This window comes from Enterococcus sp. 3H8_DIV0648 (assembly GCF_002140655.1).
GTDB lineage: Bacteria > Bacillota > Bacilli > Lactobacillales > Enterococcaceae > Enterococcus_A > Enterococcus_A hulanensis.
In genome coordinates, this window is record NZ_NGLG01000001.1 from 1041791 (window position 1) to 1059129 (window position 17339).

Genomic DNA, 17339 nt, shown 5'->3' on the forward strand with positions numbered 1-17339 from the left:
CAAGCAAAAGTTTTTATCTAGGAATTAAAGGAGGAAATTTCATGATCATCCAGTCTGAGGAAATTAGTCTGAAGCATTTATTGACGGTGGAAGCCTTGACCGATCAAGAGGTGATGGGACTGATTCGCCGTGCGCAGCAATTCAAACAAGGTGCGCGCTGGACACCCCACAAGGACCAATATTTTGTCTCTAATCTTTTCTTTGAAAACAGCACCCGCACCCACAAGAGTTTTGAAGTCGCAGAAAAAAAACTCGGACTAGATGTGATTGACTTTGACGCCAAAACAAGCTCAGTCCAAAAGGGCGAGACCTTATATGACACCGTTCTGACGATGTCGGCTTTAGGTGTGGATGTCGCGGTCATTCGCCACGGAGATGAAAATTACTATGACGAGTTGATCCAGAGCAAGACGATCCAATGCTCGATCGTCAACGGCGGCGACGGCAGCGGACAGCATCCGACACAGTGCTTGCTGGACCTGATGACCATTTATCAAGAGTTCGGCCGCTTTTCGGGCTTGAAGGTCGCCATCGCAGGAGACATTACTCATTCCCGCGTAGCAAAATCCAACATGCAAATGCTGAAACGCCTTGGTGCAGAGGTCTTTTTCTCCGGACCAGAGGAATGGTACGACGACAGCTTTGATGTGTACGGCACCTATCGACCATTAGATGAGCTCGTACCAGAAGTGGATGTCATGATGCTTTTACGTGTGCAGCATGAACGCCACGACGGACAGGAAAGCTTTTCAAAGGAAGAATATCACGAGAAATACGGCTTAACGATCGAACGCGGCAAGCAATTAAAAGAACGGGCGATCATCATGCATCCCGCACCAGTCAACCGCGACGTCGAGATTGCTGACAGCCTTGTGGAAAGTCTGCAATCACGGATCGTTCCGCAAATGACCAACGGCGTATTTATTCGGATGGCAATTTTAGAAGCAGTACTTAGAGGAAAATCGTAAAGGGGCAGATAAAATGAAAACATTAATTAAAAATGGCAAGATCGTAACAAAAGACAATCAAACAATCACATGCGACCTTTGGCTGGAAGACGGCATTATCGCAGGCATTGGCAAAGATTTTTCAGACATGACGTTTGATCAAGTGTACGACGCGAAGAATCAACTAGTCACACCAGGTTTAGTTGATGTTCATGTTCATTTACGAGAACCAGGCTTTACTTATAAAGAAACCATCAAGGACGGCTCAAAAGCGGCAGCTCGCGGCGGCTACACAACAGTCTGCGCGATGCCTAATTTAGACCCGGTTCCTGACACCGTGGAGAAATTCAACGACGTCAAAGCGATCATTGAAAAAGACGCAGTAGTGAAGGTACATCAATACGCACCCATCACCGAAGAGCTGCGCAGCGAAACCTTAACCGATCAAAAAGGCTTGAAAGCCGCTGGCGCCTTCGCCTTCACTAACGACGGAGTAGGCGTGCAGACAGCTGGCACGATGTACTTGGCAATGAAGGAAGCTGCTGAAAATGATATGGCGCTAGTCGCTCATACCGAAGATGAATCCTTATTATTCGGCGGAGTGATGCACAAAGGCGAGATCAGCGAAAAACTGGATCTGCCCGGTATTTTAAGCGCGACCGAATCCTCACAAATCGCCAGAGACTTAATCTTGGCAGAAGAAACCGGCGTTCATTACCATGTCTGCCACGTATCCACCAAAGAAAGTGTGCGGGTGATCCGCGATGCGAAGAAGGCTGGCGTACATGTCACAGCCGAAGTATCTCCCCATCACTTAATTCTGATCGATGAAAATATCCCAGAAGATCATGGCTACTGGAAGATGAACCCGCCATTACGCGGCATAGCCGATCGCGAAGCGCTGATCGAAGGCCTGCTTGACGGCACGATCGACTGTATCGCAACGGACCATGCGCCACATGGCTTCGAGGAGAAGAACCAAAGCTTCTTGAAATCACCATTCGGGATCGTCGGCAGCGAGACAGCCTTCCAATTAATTTATACCCACTTTGTTGAAACAGGACGCTTTACATTAGAACAAGTGATCGATTGGATGGCAGTCAAACCAGCGGAAATCTTCGGATTAGCAGTTGGCACCTTAAACATCGGTCAACCCGCTGACATCGCGGTATTTGATCTCAGTCACGAAGAAAAAATCGATGACAAAAAATTTGCATCACTAGGAGTGAACACGCCGTTTACTGGCTGGCCAGTCAAGGGTGCGACACTGATGACCTTCGTGGATGGTCAGTTGGTATACAACAAGGAGGACTAAGACGTTGAAAAGACTTTTAATTTTAGAAGATGGCACAGTATTTGAAGGTGAAGGATTCGGCGCTGAGGCAAACGTTGTCGGCGAAGTCGTCTTCACTACAAGTATGACAGGATATCAAGAGACAATCACCGACCAAAGTTTCAATGGACAGATCATTACCTTCACTTATCCAATGGTAGGAAACTACGGAGTAAACCGGGATGACTATGAATCGATCGCACCGACTTGTAAGGGCGTGATCGTCAAAGAGCATGCGCGATTAGCCAGCAACTGGCGGAACCAAATGACACTCGATGAATTTTTAAAACGCAAAGGGATTCCGGGAATCGCCGGGATCGATACCCGAGCACTAACGAAGAAATTGCGCAGCGTTGGAACAATGAAAGGCAGTATCGTTGATCCGGCCGATCAATTGGAGCACTCGTTTGATCAACTAAAAGCAACAGTCTTGCCAACGAACCAAGTCGCACAAGTTTCGACCGTTACCCCTTATCCAAGCCCTGGCGTCGGCCGCAATGTAGTGGTCATCGACTTTGGCTTGAAGCACAGTATTTTAAGAGAATTATCTCGCCGCGAATGCAATTTGACGGTGATGCCTTATAATACGGACGCCCAAACGATCCTAGACCTTTGTCCAGACGGTGTGATGCTGACTAATGGACCGGGAGATCCCAAAGACGTCCCAGAAGCGATCGAAATGATCAAACAAATTCAAGGAAAAGTGCCGATCTTCGGCATCTGTCTAGGTCATCAGCTGTTCTCATTAGCCAATGGCGCAGATACCTATAAGATGAAATTCGGCCACCGCGGATTGAACCATCCGGTTAGAGAGATCGCCACTGGACGGATCGACTTCACTTCTCAGAATCATGGGTTTGCGGTAGATGAAACAACCATCGACCCAGAAAAACTGATGGTGACTCACGTAGAAGTCAACGACGGCACGATCGAAGGCGTGCGTCATCGGAATTACCCAGCCTTCAGCGTTCAGTATCACCCAGACGCTGCACCGGGCCCGCATGACGGAGTTCATTTGTTTGATGAGTTTATGGAAATGATGGATGCATGGAAGGAGCAAGCATAAATGCCAAAACGTACAGATATTAAAAAGATCATGGTGATCGGTTCTGGACCAATCGTGATCGGACAAGCCGCGGAATTTGATTACGCCGGCACACAAGCTTGCTTAGCGTTAAAAGAAGAAGGCTATGAAGTTGTCTTGGTGAATTCCAATCCGGCAACCATCATGACCGACCGAGAAATCGCGGATACCGTTTATATCGAACCAATTACCTTGGAATTTGTTTCCCGCATCCTGCGCAAGGAATTGCCCGATGCGATCCTGCCGACATTAGGCGGACAAACCGGCTTGAACATGGCGATGGAATTAGCCGACTCAGGCATTTTAGATGAATTGAAGATCGAGCTTTTAGGAACGAAACTATCAGCGATCGACCAAGCGGAAGACCGCGACCTATTTAAAAAATTAATGGAAGAATTAGACCAGCCGATCCCTGAATCAGAGATCGTCAACACAGTAGAAGAAGCAGTCGCATTTGCCAACACGATCGGCTATCCGATCATCGTGCGTCCAGCCTTTACTCTAGGCGGAACCGGAGGCGGAATGTGTGACAACGAAGAAGAACTGCGGACAGTCGCTGAAAACGGCCTGAAGCTTTCACCAGCTACTCAATGTTTGATTGAAAAATCAATCGCCGGCTTTAAAGAAATCGAATACGAAGTAATGCGGGATTCTGCGGACAATGCAATCGTAGTTTGTAACATGGAAAACTTCGACCCAGTTGGTGTCCACACCGGCGATTCGATCGTATTTGCACCAAGCCAAACCTTATCAGACTACGAATACCAAATGCTGCGGGATGCATCTCTATCAATCATCCGCGCATTAAAAATCGAAGGCGGCTGTAACGTGCAGTTAGCACTTGATCCACACAGCTTTAACTACTACGTGATCGAAGTGAACCCGCGGGTTTCTCGTTCATCAGCCTTAGCAAGTAAAGCGACTGGTTATCCAATCGCGAAGCTGGCGGCAAAAATCGCCGTTGGACTTACCTTAGATGAAATGAAAAATCCGGTAACAGAAACGACCTATGCCGAATTCGAACCGGCTTTGGACTATGTCGTTGCGAAGATTCCACGCTGGCCTTTCGACAAATTCGAAAGCGGCGAACGGGTATTAGGTACACAGATGAAAGCCACCGGCGAAGTCATGGCGATCGGCCGCAACATCGAAGAATCCCTGTTAAAAGCCGTTCGTTCATTAGAAATCGGGACTTATCACGCGGAATTACCAGAATTAAGTGAAGTGACAGACGACGAGCTAACAGAAAAAATGGTCAAGGCACAGGATGACCGCCTGTTCTACTTAACAGAAGCGATCCGCCGCGGCTATTCGATCCAAGAGATCAACGAGCTGACCAAAGTCGATCTTTTCTTCTTAGATAAGCTGCTTCACATCGTTGAACTGGAAAGCGAATTAGCACAAAACAAAAAGGACGTTGATTTACTGAAAAAAGCCAAACAAAACGGCTTTGCGGACGTGAAGATCGCCCAGCTTTGGGGCATGTCCGCTAACGAAGTGCGAGAATTCCGTACCGCTGAAAAAATCGTCCCAGTCTATAAAATGGTCGATACCTGCGCAGCAGAATTCGAATCTCAAACGCCGTACTTCTACAGCACCTACGAATTTGAAAACGAAAGTGTCCGCTCAGACAAGGAATCAGTCCTCGTCTTAGGCTCAGGTCCGATCCGGATCGGGCAAGGGGTGGAATTCGATTACGCGACGGTTCACTCGGTTAAAGCGATCCAAGCGGCCGGCTATGAAGCGATCATCATGAACAGCAATCCCGAGACCGTCTCAACCGACTTCTCAGTCTCAGACAAGCTGTACTTCGAACCATTAACACTAGAAGATGTCATGAATGTCGTGGAATTAGAGCAGCCAATCGGCGTGATCGTTCAATTCGGCGGTCAAACAGCCATCAACTTAGCGGAACCGTTAGTAAACAGCGGCGTGAAAATCTTAGGAACCACCATCGAAGATTTAGACCGTGCGGAAGACCGCGACCAATTCGAACAAGTGCTGCAAAGCTTATCGATCCCGCAACCGCCAGGGGATACAGCGACAAGTGCGAAAGAAGCCGTCGTAATCGCTGAAAGAATCGGCTATCCAGTCTTGGTTCGTCCAAGCTACGTTCTAGGCGGACGGGCGATGGAAATCGTCGAAAACCAATCAGACTTGGAAGATTATATGGCTCATGCGGTAAAAGCTTCACCAGAGCATCCAGTCTTAGTCGATCGCTACTTGATCGGAAAAGAATGTGAAGTTGACGCAATTTGTGACGGCGAAACAGTTCTGATCCCGGGAATCATGGAGCATATCGAACGAGCAGGGGTTCACTCCGGCGACTCGATGGCTGTTTATCCGCCGCAAACCTTCTCAGACGAGTTGAAGGCGACGATCGAAGATTATACGCGTCGTCTTGCACTAGGCATGAACTGTATCGGTATGATGAACATTCAGTTCGTCATCCACAACGATGAAGTCTTCGTGATCGAAGTCAATCCGCGGGCCAGCCGAACAGTACCATTTTTAAGCAAGATCACAAATATCCCGATGGCGCAGATCGCGACCAAGGCGATTCTAGGACAAAGCTTGAAGGAATTGGGCTATGAAGATGGCTTGTATCCAGAAAGCGACATGGTCCATGTGAAAGCACCCGTCTTCAGCTTCACGAAGCTGCAAAAGGTCGATACCTACTTAGGCCCTGAAATGAAATCAACCGGCGAAGTTATGGGAACCGATCGCAATTTAGCCAAAGCACTTTATAAAGCTTTCGCCGCATCTGGTTTGCATCTGCCTGATTTCGGAGCAGTCCTGTTCACAGTCGCAGACGAGAACAAAGACGAGGCTTTAGACTTAGCCAAACGCTTCAAGGATGTCGGCTACAGCCTGATCGCTACAGCGGGAACTGCCAAATTCTTAGAAGAAAATGGCTTGAACGCTAAGACAGTCGCAAAAATCTCAGAAGCAGACGACAACAACGTGATTGATTTGATCCGCACCGGAAAAGCCCAAGTCGTGATCAATACGATGGACAAGAACCGCCAAAACTCTTCAGAAGACGGCTTTATCATTCGCCGCGAGGCAGTCGAGCATGGCGTACCATTGTTCACCTCACTGGATACAGCGGATGCTATTTTACGAGTAATGGAATCACGCGCATTTTCAATCCAAGAAATTTAATTACCGCAGAGTGGAGCATGCTTCACTCTGTCGATTTATAGGGAGGCCGTTATGAAGCAGGAAATGATGACGATTGTTCGTCAACAAGAGTTAGCACCGCGAATCTACGAGCTGGTTTTAGCAGGAGAATTAGTCCAAGAAATGACGATGCCGGGACAGTTCTTGCATATTCGTGTGCCAAGAAGTGATTTATTATTGCGTCGCCCAATCAGTATCAATCAATACGATCCAGCAGAAGGAACCTGTACGATCATCTATCGCGTCGAAGGAGACGGAACACGATATTTTGCTGACATGTCCGCAGGCGATAAGCTGGATGTCATGGGTCCATTAGGCCACGGATTTGAGCTCGATGAGCTGAAGGCCGGAGATACAGCATTTATCGTTGGCGGAGGCATCGGCGTACCGCCTTTGTACCAGCTTTCCAAAGAATTAAGGGCAAAGGGCGTCAATGTGATCCATTTCCTCGGTTTTGGAACACAGGAAGTTGTTTATTATGCCGATGAATTTCAAGCCTTAGGCGAAACACGTTTTTCAACGGATGATGGAACCTTCGGGTTGCAGGGAAATGTCGGCAATTTATTACTAGCAGAAGAAAATCAACCTGACGCAGTTTTTGCCTGCGGAAATAACGGTCTGTTAAAAACAGTGGAACAATTATATGCGGAAGTAGACAACGTACAGCTTTCGCTGGAATCTCGCATGGCCTGCGGAATGGGCGCTTGCTACGCCTGTGTCTGCCATGTACCTGAGGATGAAAACAAAAGTGTCAAAGTATGTGAAGACGGTCCCGTTTTCCAAGCAGGGGAGGTCATCTTTTAATGAGTATCGCAGTCAAATTACCAGGTCTAGACTTGAAAAATCCGATCATGCCGGCCAGCGGCTGTTTCGGCTTCGGGAAAGAATATGCTGATTATTATGATTTGAACCAATTAGGCGCCATCATGATCAAAGCGACAACACCAAAAGAGCGCTTCGGCAACGCCACACCGCGAGTAGCGGAGACACCAAGCGGCATGCTGAATGCGATTGGGCTGCAAAATCCCGGCATGGAAGTCGTGCTGCAGGATATTCTGCCAAGCTTGGAAAAATACCAAGAGCTGCCGATTATCGCAAACGTTGCAGGAGCGTGCGAAGAAGACTATGTCGAAGTTTGTGCCAAAATCGGCGATGCACCGAACGTCAAAGCGATTGAACTGAATATTTCTTGTCCAAACGTTAAACATGGCGGGATCGCCTTTGGAACGGACCCAGAAGTGGCTTATCGTTTAACCAAGTCCGTCAAAGAAGTCACAAACGTGCCGGTCTATGTCAAACTAAGCCCCAATGTAACGGACATCGTACCAATTGCTAAAGCCATTGAAAAGGGCGGAGCAGACGGTTTCACCATGATTAATACTTTGCTAGGCATGCGCATCGACTTGAAGACACGCCAGCCGATCTTAGCCAATCGCACAGGCGGATTATCAGGTCCGGCGATCAAACCAGTGGCGATTCGCTTGATCAACCAAGTCGCTGCAGTCAGCGAACTGCCGATCATCGGCATGGGCGGCGTCCAAACAGTCGATGATGTCTTAGAAATGTTTATGGCGGGTGCCAGTGCGGTAGCGGTGGGCACTGCGAACTTCACTGACCCATACATTTGCCCAAAATTAATTGAAGAATTGCCGATCCGTATGGCGGAACTAGGCATTGAATCAATGGAGCAGCTGCGCCAAGAAGTTAGGGGGACGTTCTAATGGAAAATCGACCAATCGTCGCTTTTGATTTCGCTTCAAAACAGGAAATCGAAAAATTTCTAACGCATTTTCCCAACGAGGAAAAGCTCTTCGTCAAGATCGGCATGGAACTTTTTTACCAAGAAGGCCCTGCGATCGTCAATTTTCTCCGCACACAAGGACATGATATTTTCCTTGATCTGAAGCTGCACGACATTCCCAATACCGTCCAAAAAGCGATGCGGGGCATTGCCAAAATGGGCGTCAAAATTACGAACGTCCACGCAGCCGGCGGAGTAGAAATGATGCAGGCAGCCAAACAAGGCCTGATTGAAGGAACAACTGAAAATCAAGCCATCCCTGAATTGATCGCGGTGACGCAGCTGACTTCCACCAGTGAAGAACAAATGCATGCAGACCAGCTGATCAACGTCAGTCTGGAAGAAAGCGTTCTGCATTACGCACAATGTGCAGAAAAAGCCGGCTTAGAAGGCGTGGTTTGCTCAGCTCATGAAGTAGAAAAGATCCACGAAGCAACCAGCGCAGACTTCATCTGCCTAACACCGGGCATCCGTCCGCAAGGCGCCAGTGTCGGTGACCAAAAACGCGTGATGACACCAGCGAAGGCTCGCGCGATCGGATCAAATTATATCGTGGTCGGACGTCCAATCACACAAGCAGATGATCCTTATCAAAGCTACTTACAAATCAAAAAAGAATGGAACGGTGAAGCATAAATGATCGCAGAACAAATCGCCAAAGATTTATTATCAATCGAAGCAGTTTCTTTAAGTCCCGATGCGCCTTTTACGTGGGCCAGCGGACTAAAATCGCCTATCTACTGTGACAACCGGGTAACGATGAGCTATCCAGAAGTTCGCCGTGCGATCGCACAAGGCTTAGCAGCTAAGATCAAAGAAGAATTCCCCAATGTCGAAGTGATCGCGGGAACAGCCACAGCAGGTATCCCGCACGCAGCTTGGGTCGCTGAAATCTTAGACTTGCCGATGGTCTACATCCGCAGCAAGCCGAAAGATCATGGTCAAGGAAATCAAATCGAAGGCCGCATCAAGGAAGGCCAGAAAATGGTCGTGATCGAGGACTTGATCTCAACCGGCGGCAGTGTATTAGAAGCAGCCGCAGCAGCTAAAAAAGAAGGCGCCGACGTCTTAGGTGTCGCAGCGATCTTCACGTACGAATTAGCCAAAGGCAAGAAGAATTTTGCAGAGGCGAATATGCCACTAGCGACCTTAACCAATTATTCAACCCTGATCGAGAGTGCCTTAAAAGAAAACTACATCAACCAAGAACAGCTTGAGCTATTAAAAAAATGGCGAAAAGACCCAGAAAACTGGTTGAACTAATTAAAAAGCATAAAGAAAACGCTGAATTATTTCCAGATTCAGCGTTTTTTTGCTGCTTACAAGACACCGCAAGTATATTAGGAGCTGAAAAAGCGGATTAATGGTATATTATTTTCAGTGGTTTTTACAGAAACAACAGAATAAGAGAAATAAGAGGATACCATTATGTATGAAAAATTTCTAAACAACACCCGCTTGCGCAGGTTTACGGTCTTAGGACTAGTCATTTTTGTTTTGTTTTTAGTCAGAGATTTTATGACACCGATGCTGCTGACTTTCATCTTCACATTGATCTCGGTCAAAATCGTCAAGTTCATTCAGCGTTATATTAAGGCGCCGACTTTTTTATTGGCGACGATCCTGTATTTGATCGAGCTGTGTTTGCTGTATCTTTTGATCGCGAAATATTCGACGATTTTGATCGATCAAGTCGTCTCGACCTACAATTCCATCGTCCATTTTTACCAGCATAAGGATTTTGATTCCGATATCGTTACAGATTTCATTTCTAATTATTTCAAGAATCATAATTGGCAGGATAAAGTAGAGAGCGGCGCTGGAATTATCTTAGAGCAGCTGCAAAATGTCGGCCGTCTAGCGATTTCCTTCATCATGTCGTTTATCCTGAGCTTTTTCTTTATGATAGAAAAGGAGAAGACAGTCTTATTTTCACGCAACTTTTTAAGCAGCGAATACGCTTGGTTTTTCCAGGACCTGTATTATTTTGCTAAAGTTTTCGTTGAAACTTTCGGCGTTGTCGTAGAGGTGCAATTATTGATTGCGATCGTAAATACAGTCATCACGACGATTGGGCTGGGCTTGATCGGCTTCACCCAATTACCGACGCTGGCGATCATGATCTTCTTCCTGAGCTTGATTCCGGTGGCGGGCGTGATTTTCTCTTGCATCCCGTTGACATTGATCGCTTATTCGACAGGAGGCCTGCAGACGGTCATTTACGTTCTGGTCCTGATCATTGTTGTGCATTGCGTCGAAGCGTATATCTTGAATCCGAAATTCATGTCGAGCCGAACGAAATTACCAATCTTCTATACCTTCGTAATTTTGTTATTTAGCGAAAAATTCTTAGGAGTCTGGGGACTGATCGTGGGTATTCCGATCTTCAATTTCTTCCTAGAAATTTTAGGTGTGAAAATTGCGACGAAGAAAACAAAAACCAAAAAAACGGAGCAGCCAAGCTAGGCTGTTCCGTTTTTTCTTAATTGTTCAATGACAGATTCCTCTGGTGTGACGAATAACGTCTTTTGATTTTCATAGATCACAAAGCCTGGTTTAGCACCGTTAGGCTTGTGAACATGCTTCACCGCTACATAATCCACCGGTACCTGTGCCGACTGGCGGAATTTCGAGAAGTAGGCCGCTAGTTCCGCCGCTTCCAATAATGTTTCCTCACTAGGATCAGTACTTTTCACGATTACATGGGAGCCGGGGATATTTTTCGCGTGCAGCCAAATATCTGTTTTCCGGGCTTGCTTCAAGGTCAATTGATCATTCTGCAAGTTATTTTTACCAACTAAAATCTCCGTACCATCGCTGGCAACAAAGCGCTCTGGTTTGGAAGGCGCATGATTTCGATTCTTCTTGCTGCGCTTTTTCTTCAAGTAGCCGCTAGCCACCAATTCTTCCTTGATGACCTCGATATCCATCGGCCCGGCAATTTCTAATTGAGCGAGAACCGATTCAAGATAGGCGATCTCATCTTTTGCTTCAGCGATTTGATCATAAATCAATTTGACCGCATTCTTCAGCTTCTGATACCGTTGGAAATATTTCTGGGCATTTTGATTCGGTGTCAAAGCCGGATTCAGCTTGATCGTAGTCGGCGCGTTGTCCTCATAATAGTTCTCCAACTCGACGCTTTCAACACCGCGAGGGACCTGCGCCATGAAGGTCGTCAGCAGTTCACCGTCGCGACGAAATTCCTCGGCATTTTCAGAATCCAGCAGTGTTTTTTCCCGTTTAGCAAGCTTTGTTTGATTCCGCTTGATCTCATTATCGACCTTGCGGATCAAATCATTACCCAGTTGCTTGACCCGATCCTTTTCGGCTTTTTCACCGTAAAAGGCATCCAGCAAATCACCCAAAGTTTGATAACTTTCGGTATTTTCAAAAGTCTCGAAGGCCAGCGGCGCAAAGAACTCTTTGTTATTTTTCACACCTAATGTTGGGGTAATATCACCTTGAACACTGGTCCAAAATGTCTCCCAAACCACCATTTTCTCATTTGGTCTTTCCGAAAAACGGAAGGCCAGTTCCTCAGCAGTATCACGTCCCAGACCTTGGAAGTTCTGCTGCAAATATCGTCCATCTAATATTTCCGCGGTCGAAAGAATCGTGAAGACTTGTTCCTTCGTTGCATGGAAGGGATTCATTTGTTCTTGCTTCGGCGGCTCGATATATTCGCTGCCGGGCAGGATCGAACGATAGGTATTCTGAGAATGACCAATGTGTTTGATTGCATCCAATATTTTGCCGTTTTGTTTATTTAATAAGACGATCGTTGAATGCCGTCCCATTAATTCCACGATCAGAACGATATTTTGCAAATCACCTAATTCATCACGTTTGCTGAAGGTAAAGTGAACCACACGATCGTTTTCGACCTGATGGATATCTTCTAAGATTGCACCTTCTAAATGCTTCCGCAGCATCATCACGAAATTCGGCGGGTTGTCAGGGTTTGTATAGGCAATCTCAGTTAGCTGAATCCGTGCATAGCTAGGGTGCGCCGAAAGCAGCAGACGCCGATTCTTTCCTCGGGCACGAATGACCAGTACAACTTCATTTTCATAAGGCTGGTGAATCTTAGATATTCTTCCGGAAACGAGCTGATCTTTCAATTCTCGTACCATTGCATGGGTAAAAACTCCATCAAAGGACATTTTTTATCCCTCATTTCTTTTCATAGTAGGTCTATTATAAACAAAAAAGCTCCAATGACCAAATAAGTCATTGGAGAGTTGTCATTTGCTTAAACGCTGATCGATTCCTTGTAGCTATGCAGCTCATCAAGAAGCTGGAGCAGCAGCTGTTCCGCTTCATTTGGCAAACGATCATAGCCGCCTTGATAAGTTTTACGTGATTGGACAAAAGCCAGTCTCGTTTCAAGACGCGTCATCAAGTGGATCAAGTAATGATGACTGTTGAAATCTGGTTCGTGCTTTTTAACCGGCAGATAGCTGATCTTCTTAAGCGGACCAAACGGCTTGAATTTCGCTGATCCATCGACAATCTTCTCGATACTGCCTAGGGTTTCATCCGGTGTGACTTTACGTCCCTTGAAATCACCGGTATTTAAAATAAAGCAGGCGGTTTTTTGTTTTTGGAACAGGTCTTTGAAATCTTGATAATCCTCCTGCAGCGGGTAGCAGCGGAAAGGATTCGCAAACGGCTCGATCACTAGCTGATCCGATACTTCGCCAACCACATTTTCAGCCGTTGAACGTTTCGTTGCCAAAGTCGCACCGAAAACAGCCGCAAGAGAAGGGTCCTCGATCTTGATCACCGGCGGCAGACTATCATCCTTCATAATCCAAAACAGACCGTCAACCTTTTCAGCAATATGGTCGACCCGATTCGGGGTAGCATAGCGGCTCTTGATGCTGCGGCCGTTACCGTTGCGAATATCTTCAGTAACCAAGACTTTTTTGTTTTCCTCATCCAGCGTCACACCGACATTCTGGGCGGTAACGATATACTTGATCTCGTCGCTGGACATAGGGTAGTCCTGTGTTTTGTCAAAATAAGCAGGCTCTAACGCAGTGGTCGAACCTTTTTCCTTTGAAATGACAAAAGCATCATCATGCAGAACATGAACTTCACCTTTATTTTTCGGCTTCGCCAAGGTGATGGTGGATTTCCCTGAACCAGATAAGCCAAAGGCCGCCATCGTGAATTTTTTGTCCTCCAGCAAGTATTGCTTCATTCCACCATGACAAGCAATAAAGCCGTTGCGGTGAGCAGTCGCCCAAGCCAAGGTCAAGGTCGCTTTTTTCAATTCGCCAAAATAGCGCAGACCTAAAATACCTGCACAATTATGGAGCGGATCAATCACGACCACACCATCAGGGAAATCAGGATGCTCCCAATCCGGATCAGCAAAAATAAAGATATCGCCAGTATGGATCTCGTCTGATTCCTGATAGAACAGGTGCTTCGCATCCCCAATCTGAAAGTTTAATAAATAGGAATAGAGGTTAGGACTATAATCTGCTGGTATCATTAAATGAGATTTGACAGTAAACTCTTCATCTAATCCCACGATCACTTCGCCAGAGTAAAACTTTTTCGAACGTGCATTGAAGACTGCTTCTCGCAGCAGCTCACTATAAAAAGCGCTGTCGATTCCTTGCTGACCGATAATGCGCCGCGCCGCTGCTGTACGCCCAACGATTTTCCCATCATTAGTCACTAGGACCTTGGCATCGGTAGGCAGCTGCAGTCTGCTGGTATAGGCAACATCAAGATCGGTAGTGATCGTTCCTGGGCTCGCTTTTGCCAACGCATAGGCATCTGTAAGATGACGAATACGCGTGACGTTGTTCCCATAAAACGCTGTTTCGATCACGCTGCGAATACTAGAGAAAAGCCGATTACTTTTTGTAATCTCATTACGTGAAAAATGTTCAATACTGCTCATCATAAAACCTCCTCAAAATAAGTTGTCATCATTATAATAGCTGTCTCTTATACACATCTAGATGTGTATAAGAGACAGATCCAATATAGAACACGCAATTTTTTTTGCCTACGCAAAAAAACTGAAATTTGATCTAGCTGGTAGCGGTTTTAAGATAAAAATAATATAATGATAAGTGAGGAGGGATTATTATGGAAAGACATTTAGCCAGGGCTAAAGAAAAATTGCTTATTTTTTGGCGAAAATTCATAATTATTGTTTCGGAAAATGAGCGCCGCTCCTTAATGATCGCCGCCAGTCTCGTTATCTTTGCGCTTCTTTTTTCTGCTTCTGCCGTTTTTGCTCAGAAGACGATTCGCCAAGATCAATTAGACGAATTAGTTTTTGATTCCTTAAAATCAGATCACTTAATCCCTTTGGAGTACCAAACTGTCGATCAGAAAATCAAGGATACCAAGGCGATTTCGATCATGTTCAGCCAACCAAGCGGAACTTCCTTTGAAAATGTCATGACGATTCTTGACGATCCGAACCAGCAAACGATGCTGAACCGTAAATTTTATTATTATCCAATCGTCTATGACAGTGAGACGATCGCTAAAAACTATCAGCTTGATCCTCGCCAAGTGACATTTATTTTCTTCCATAATGGCAAAGAAAAAAATCGCTTTGTCGTGGAAAGCTTGAAGGATCTAAACAATGAATTTATTCCAGAACTGAATCGCTTGCCGATGTGGGACCTTAAAAATTAAAATGAGAATTCGGATAAAATAAATGAGCTTTTTTTAATAAAAAGAGTTGACAGTCGATTTTTTTTCCGCTAAACTAACCTCAATATAAGAAATGAAGGAGTGACATTCATGAAAAACGCAAACTTATCTAATCAACAATTGAATAGCTGGCAAAACTGGCGTAGATAAGTTGTATTTATGAATTCACTCATAGATACAACATTTAGGCAACTTCTAAATTTTGTATCTATGCTGGATATTTTTTCACGCTTATTCCCGCATAGAGACGATCTATGCGGTTTTTGTTTTTTTCTAAGACAACTACCGTTGAATTTTTGGGTAGTTGTCTTTTTTTGCCAGTTTTTCTAATCGTGCTAGCTGTCAACGAGTTAGCTACTATCAAACAAAAAACCAAAAAACCAAAATCGGGGGAATCAATCATGAAAAATAAAGGGATTATCGGATCAATCATCGCATTAGCAGTCGTATTAATCGGAGTTTTTGCTTATCAAATGGGTTCGCGTCAAACGAACGCAACAGAAAATAAAGAAGAAATCAAAACAGTCGGCATCCTGCAATTCATCAGCCATCCATCGTTAGATCAAATCAAAGACGGTGTGATCGAAGGGTTGAAGCAAGAAGGGTACGAAGATGGGAAAAACATCAAGATCGAATTTTTAAACGGTCAAGGCGATCAAAGTAAACTAAACAGCATGAGTCAGCAATTATTAGAGAAAAAATCAGATGTGTTAGTCGGAATTGCCACTCCGGCGGCAAAAGCATTAGCTAACGCAACAAGCGACAAGCCAATCATTATGGGCGCTATCAGTGATCCAATCGGAGCTGGATTAGTCAAAGACTTGAAAAATCCCGGCGGCAACGTAACAGGTGTAAACAATCTAACACCAGTCGATCAGCAATTAGATATGGCGAAGGAACTGTTTCCAGATGCAAAAACAGTCGGCATGATCTATTCATCTTCAGAAGAAAATTCCAAGTCGCAGATCGAACGTGCAGAAAAGCGCGCGACCAAAGACGGCTTAACGGTGAAAAAATACGCGATCAGCTCTAGTAATGACATTGCTCAGATTACTCAGCAGGCTTGCCAAGAAACTGACTACTTATATATTCCGCAAGACAACACAATCGCCAGCGCGTTCCAAACCTTGATCAATGAATCTGATAAGGCGAAAAAACCGGTCTTCGTATCCGTTGATAATATGGCAAAAGAAGGCGGCATCGCCACCGTTGGACAAAATCAATTTGACTTAGGTGTTGAAACTGGAAAAATGGCAGCCAACGTTTTAAGCGGCAAATCAAAACCAGCCGACACACCAGTAAACGTCATCGATTATGGCGATATGATCATCAATGAAGACAAAGCCAAAGAATTAGGCATCACGATTCCAGAAAAAATCAAAGAAAAAGCAGAAGTAGTTAAAGGGGAGTAGACAGATGGTAATTTCAGCAATCGGACAAGGATTTTTATGGGGGATTTTAGGATTAGGTATTTTTATGACCTATCGGATCTTAAATTTTCCTGATATGACAACAGAGGGTTCATTTCCATTAGGCGGCGCGGTCTGCGTGACTGCGATCACCAATGGCGTATCTCCTATATTAGCGACACTTCTTGGTATCGTCGCAGGTATGTGTGCAGGTTTTGTTACCGGCATGCTCTATACCAAAGGAAAAATCCCAGTCATCTTAGCTGGAATTCTAGTGATGTCGGGATTGAATTCGGTGATGCTGTTCATTATGCAAACACCAAACCTTTCTTTATTGAAGCAGCCGAAAATCCAAGACTTCTTTACAAATTTAAATTTGCCGGATCATTTCGATATCGTACTGTTAGGCTTGATCGCTATCGTGATCATTGTCGCTCTTTTGCTATTTTTCTTTTTCACTGACTTTGGGCAGGCTTATATTGCGACTGGCGACAATGAAAACATGGCACGTTCGATCGGTATCAATACGGATCGCATGAAGGTGATCGGTCTGACCTTATCTAATGGCGTGATCGCATTATCTGGCGCCTTGATCGCACAAAATGACGGCTATGCTGATATCGGAAAAGGTGTCGGAGTGATCGTTATCGGACTAGCTTCAATTATTATCGGTGAAGTTTTATATGGTGAAGTAACATTTGTTGAACGATTGATCGCGATCGTATTAGGCAGTATTATTTATCAATTATTGATCTTGATCATCATTAAAGCCGGACTAGATACGACTTATTTGAAGATTTTCTCATCGATCATTTTGGCATTGTGTCTGATGATCCCGCGTTTAAAGGAAGCATTAAATTTGAAAACAGGACTGGAAAAGGAGGAGTGA

Annotated in this window: 14 protein-coding genes; 12 read left to right on the top strand and 2 right to left on the bottom strand. The window is 45.3% G+C overall.

Going from position 1 to position 17339, the window contains the following annotated elements:
- Positions 1–41: 41 nt before the first annotated feature.
- From A5875_RS04855 to A5875_RS04895, 9 genes are all read left to right on the top strand, one after another.
- Positions 42–968, top strand: coding sequence for an aspartate carbamoyltransferase catalytic subunit (locus A5875_RS04855; protein ID WP_088932565.1), 927 nt, complete (start codon positions 42–44; stop codon positions 966–968).
- A gap of 13 nt (positions 969–981) precedes the next feature.
- Positions 982–2262, top strand: a complete 1281-nt coding sequence (locus tag A5875_RS04860; protein ID WP_088932566.1) for a dihydroorotase — start codon at positions 982–984, stop codon at positions 2260–2262.
- Between the two features lie 4 nt (positions 2263–2266).
- Positions 2267–3346 (top strand): carbamoyl phosphate synthase small subunit, encoded by a 1080-nt coding sequence (locus A5875_RS04865; protein WP_088932567.1) that lies wholly within the window; start codon positions 2267–2269, stop codon positions 3344–3346.
- Positions 3347–6529, top strand: coding sequence for a carbamoyl-phosphate synthase large subunit (gene carB, locus A5875_RS04870; RefSeq protein WP_088932568.1), 3183 nt, complete (start codon positions 3347–3349; stop codon positions 6527–6529).
- 33 nt (positions 6530–6562) lie between these two features.
- Positions 6563–7351 (top strand): dihydroorotate dehydrogenase electron transfer subunit, encoded by a 789-nt coding sequence (locus A5875_RS04875; RefSeq protein ID WP_422851551.1) that lies wholly within the window; start codon positions 6563–6565, stop codon positions 7349–7351.
- Positions 7351–8268: a dihydroorotate dehydrogenase gene (locus tag A5875_RS04880; protein WP_088932570.1), complete on the top strand. Its 918-nt coding sequence runs from the start codon at positions 7351–7353 to the stop codon at positions 8266–8268. Before A5875_RS04875 ends, A5875_RS04880 begins: the two co-directional genes overlap by 1 nt.
- Positions 8268–8984, top strand: coding sequence for an orotidine-5'-phosphate decarboxylase (gene pyrF, locus A5875_RS04885; RefSeq protein ID WP_088932571.1), 717 nt, complete (start codon positions 8268–8270; stop codon positions 8982–8984). The genes A5875_RS04880 and pyrF overlap by 1 nt, the downstream gene beginning before the upstream one ends.
- Positions 8985–9611 carry an orotate phosphoribosyltransferase gene (gene pyrE, locus A5875_RS04890; RefSeq protein WP_088932572.1) on the top strand — a complete coding sequence of 209 codons (627 nt, stop codon included), beginning with the start codon at positions 8985–8987 and terminating at the stop codon, positions 9609–9611.
- A 165-nt stretch (positions 9612–9776) separates the two neighbouring features.
- A complete protein-coding gene (locus A5875_RS04895) occupies positions 9777–10814 on the top strand; it encodes an AI-2E family transporter (RefSeq protein ID WP_088932573.1) in 1038 nt (345 codons plus the stop codon).
- Here A5875_RS04895 and efbA read toward each other — a convergent pair.
- Both efbA and A5875_RS04905 read right to left on the bottom strand, forming a co-directional pair.
- Positions 10811–12514, bottom strand: coding sequence for a fibronectin-binding protein EfbA (efbA, locus tag A5875_RS04900; RefSeq protein ID WP_088932574.1), 1704 nt, complete (start codon positions 12512–12514; stop codon positions 10811–10813). The genes A5875_RS04895 and efbA overlap by 4 nt on opposite strands.
- 89 nt (positions 12515–12603) lie before the next feature.
- Entirely contained in the window at positions 12604–14271 is a 1668-nt protein-coding gene (locus A5875_RS04905; RefSeq protein WP_088932575.1) for a phosphoenolpyruvate carboxykinase (ATP), read from the bottom strand.
- 191 nt (positions 14272–14462) lie between these two features.
- On the opposite strand from A5875_RS04905, the gene A5875_RS04910 reads away from it, so the two are divergent.
- From A5875_RS04910 to A5875_RS04920, 3 genes are all read left to right on the top strand, one after another.
- The gene (locus tag A5875_RS04910) at positions 14463–15023 is read left to right on the top strand and encodes a hypothetical protein (protein ID WP_088932576.1); all 561 of its coding nucleotides are present in this window, start codon (positions 14463–14465) and stop codon (positions 15021–15023) included.
- Between the two features lie 419 nt (positions 15024–15442).
- On the top strand, positions 15443–16453 hold the full coding sequence (gene trpX, locus A5875_RS04915) for a tryptophan ABC transporter substrate-binding protein (protein WP_088934635.1): 1011 nt from the start codon (positions 15443–15445) through the stop codon (positions 16451–16453).
- Positions 16454–16457: 4 nt separating this feature from the next.
- Positions 16458–17339 carry an ABC transporter permease gene (locus A5875_RS04920; protein WP_088932577.1) on the top strand — a complete coding sequence of 294 codons (882 nt, stop codon included), beginning with the start codon at positions 16458–16460 and terminating at the stop codon, positions 17337–17339.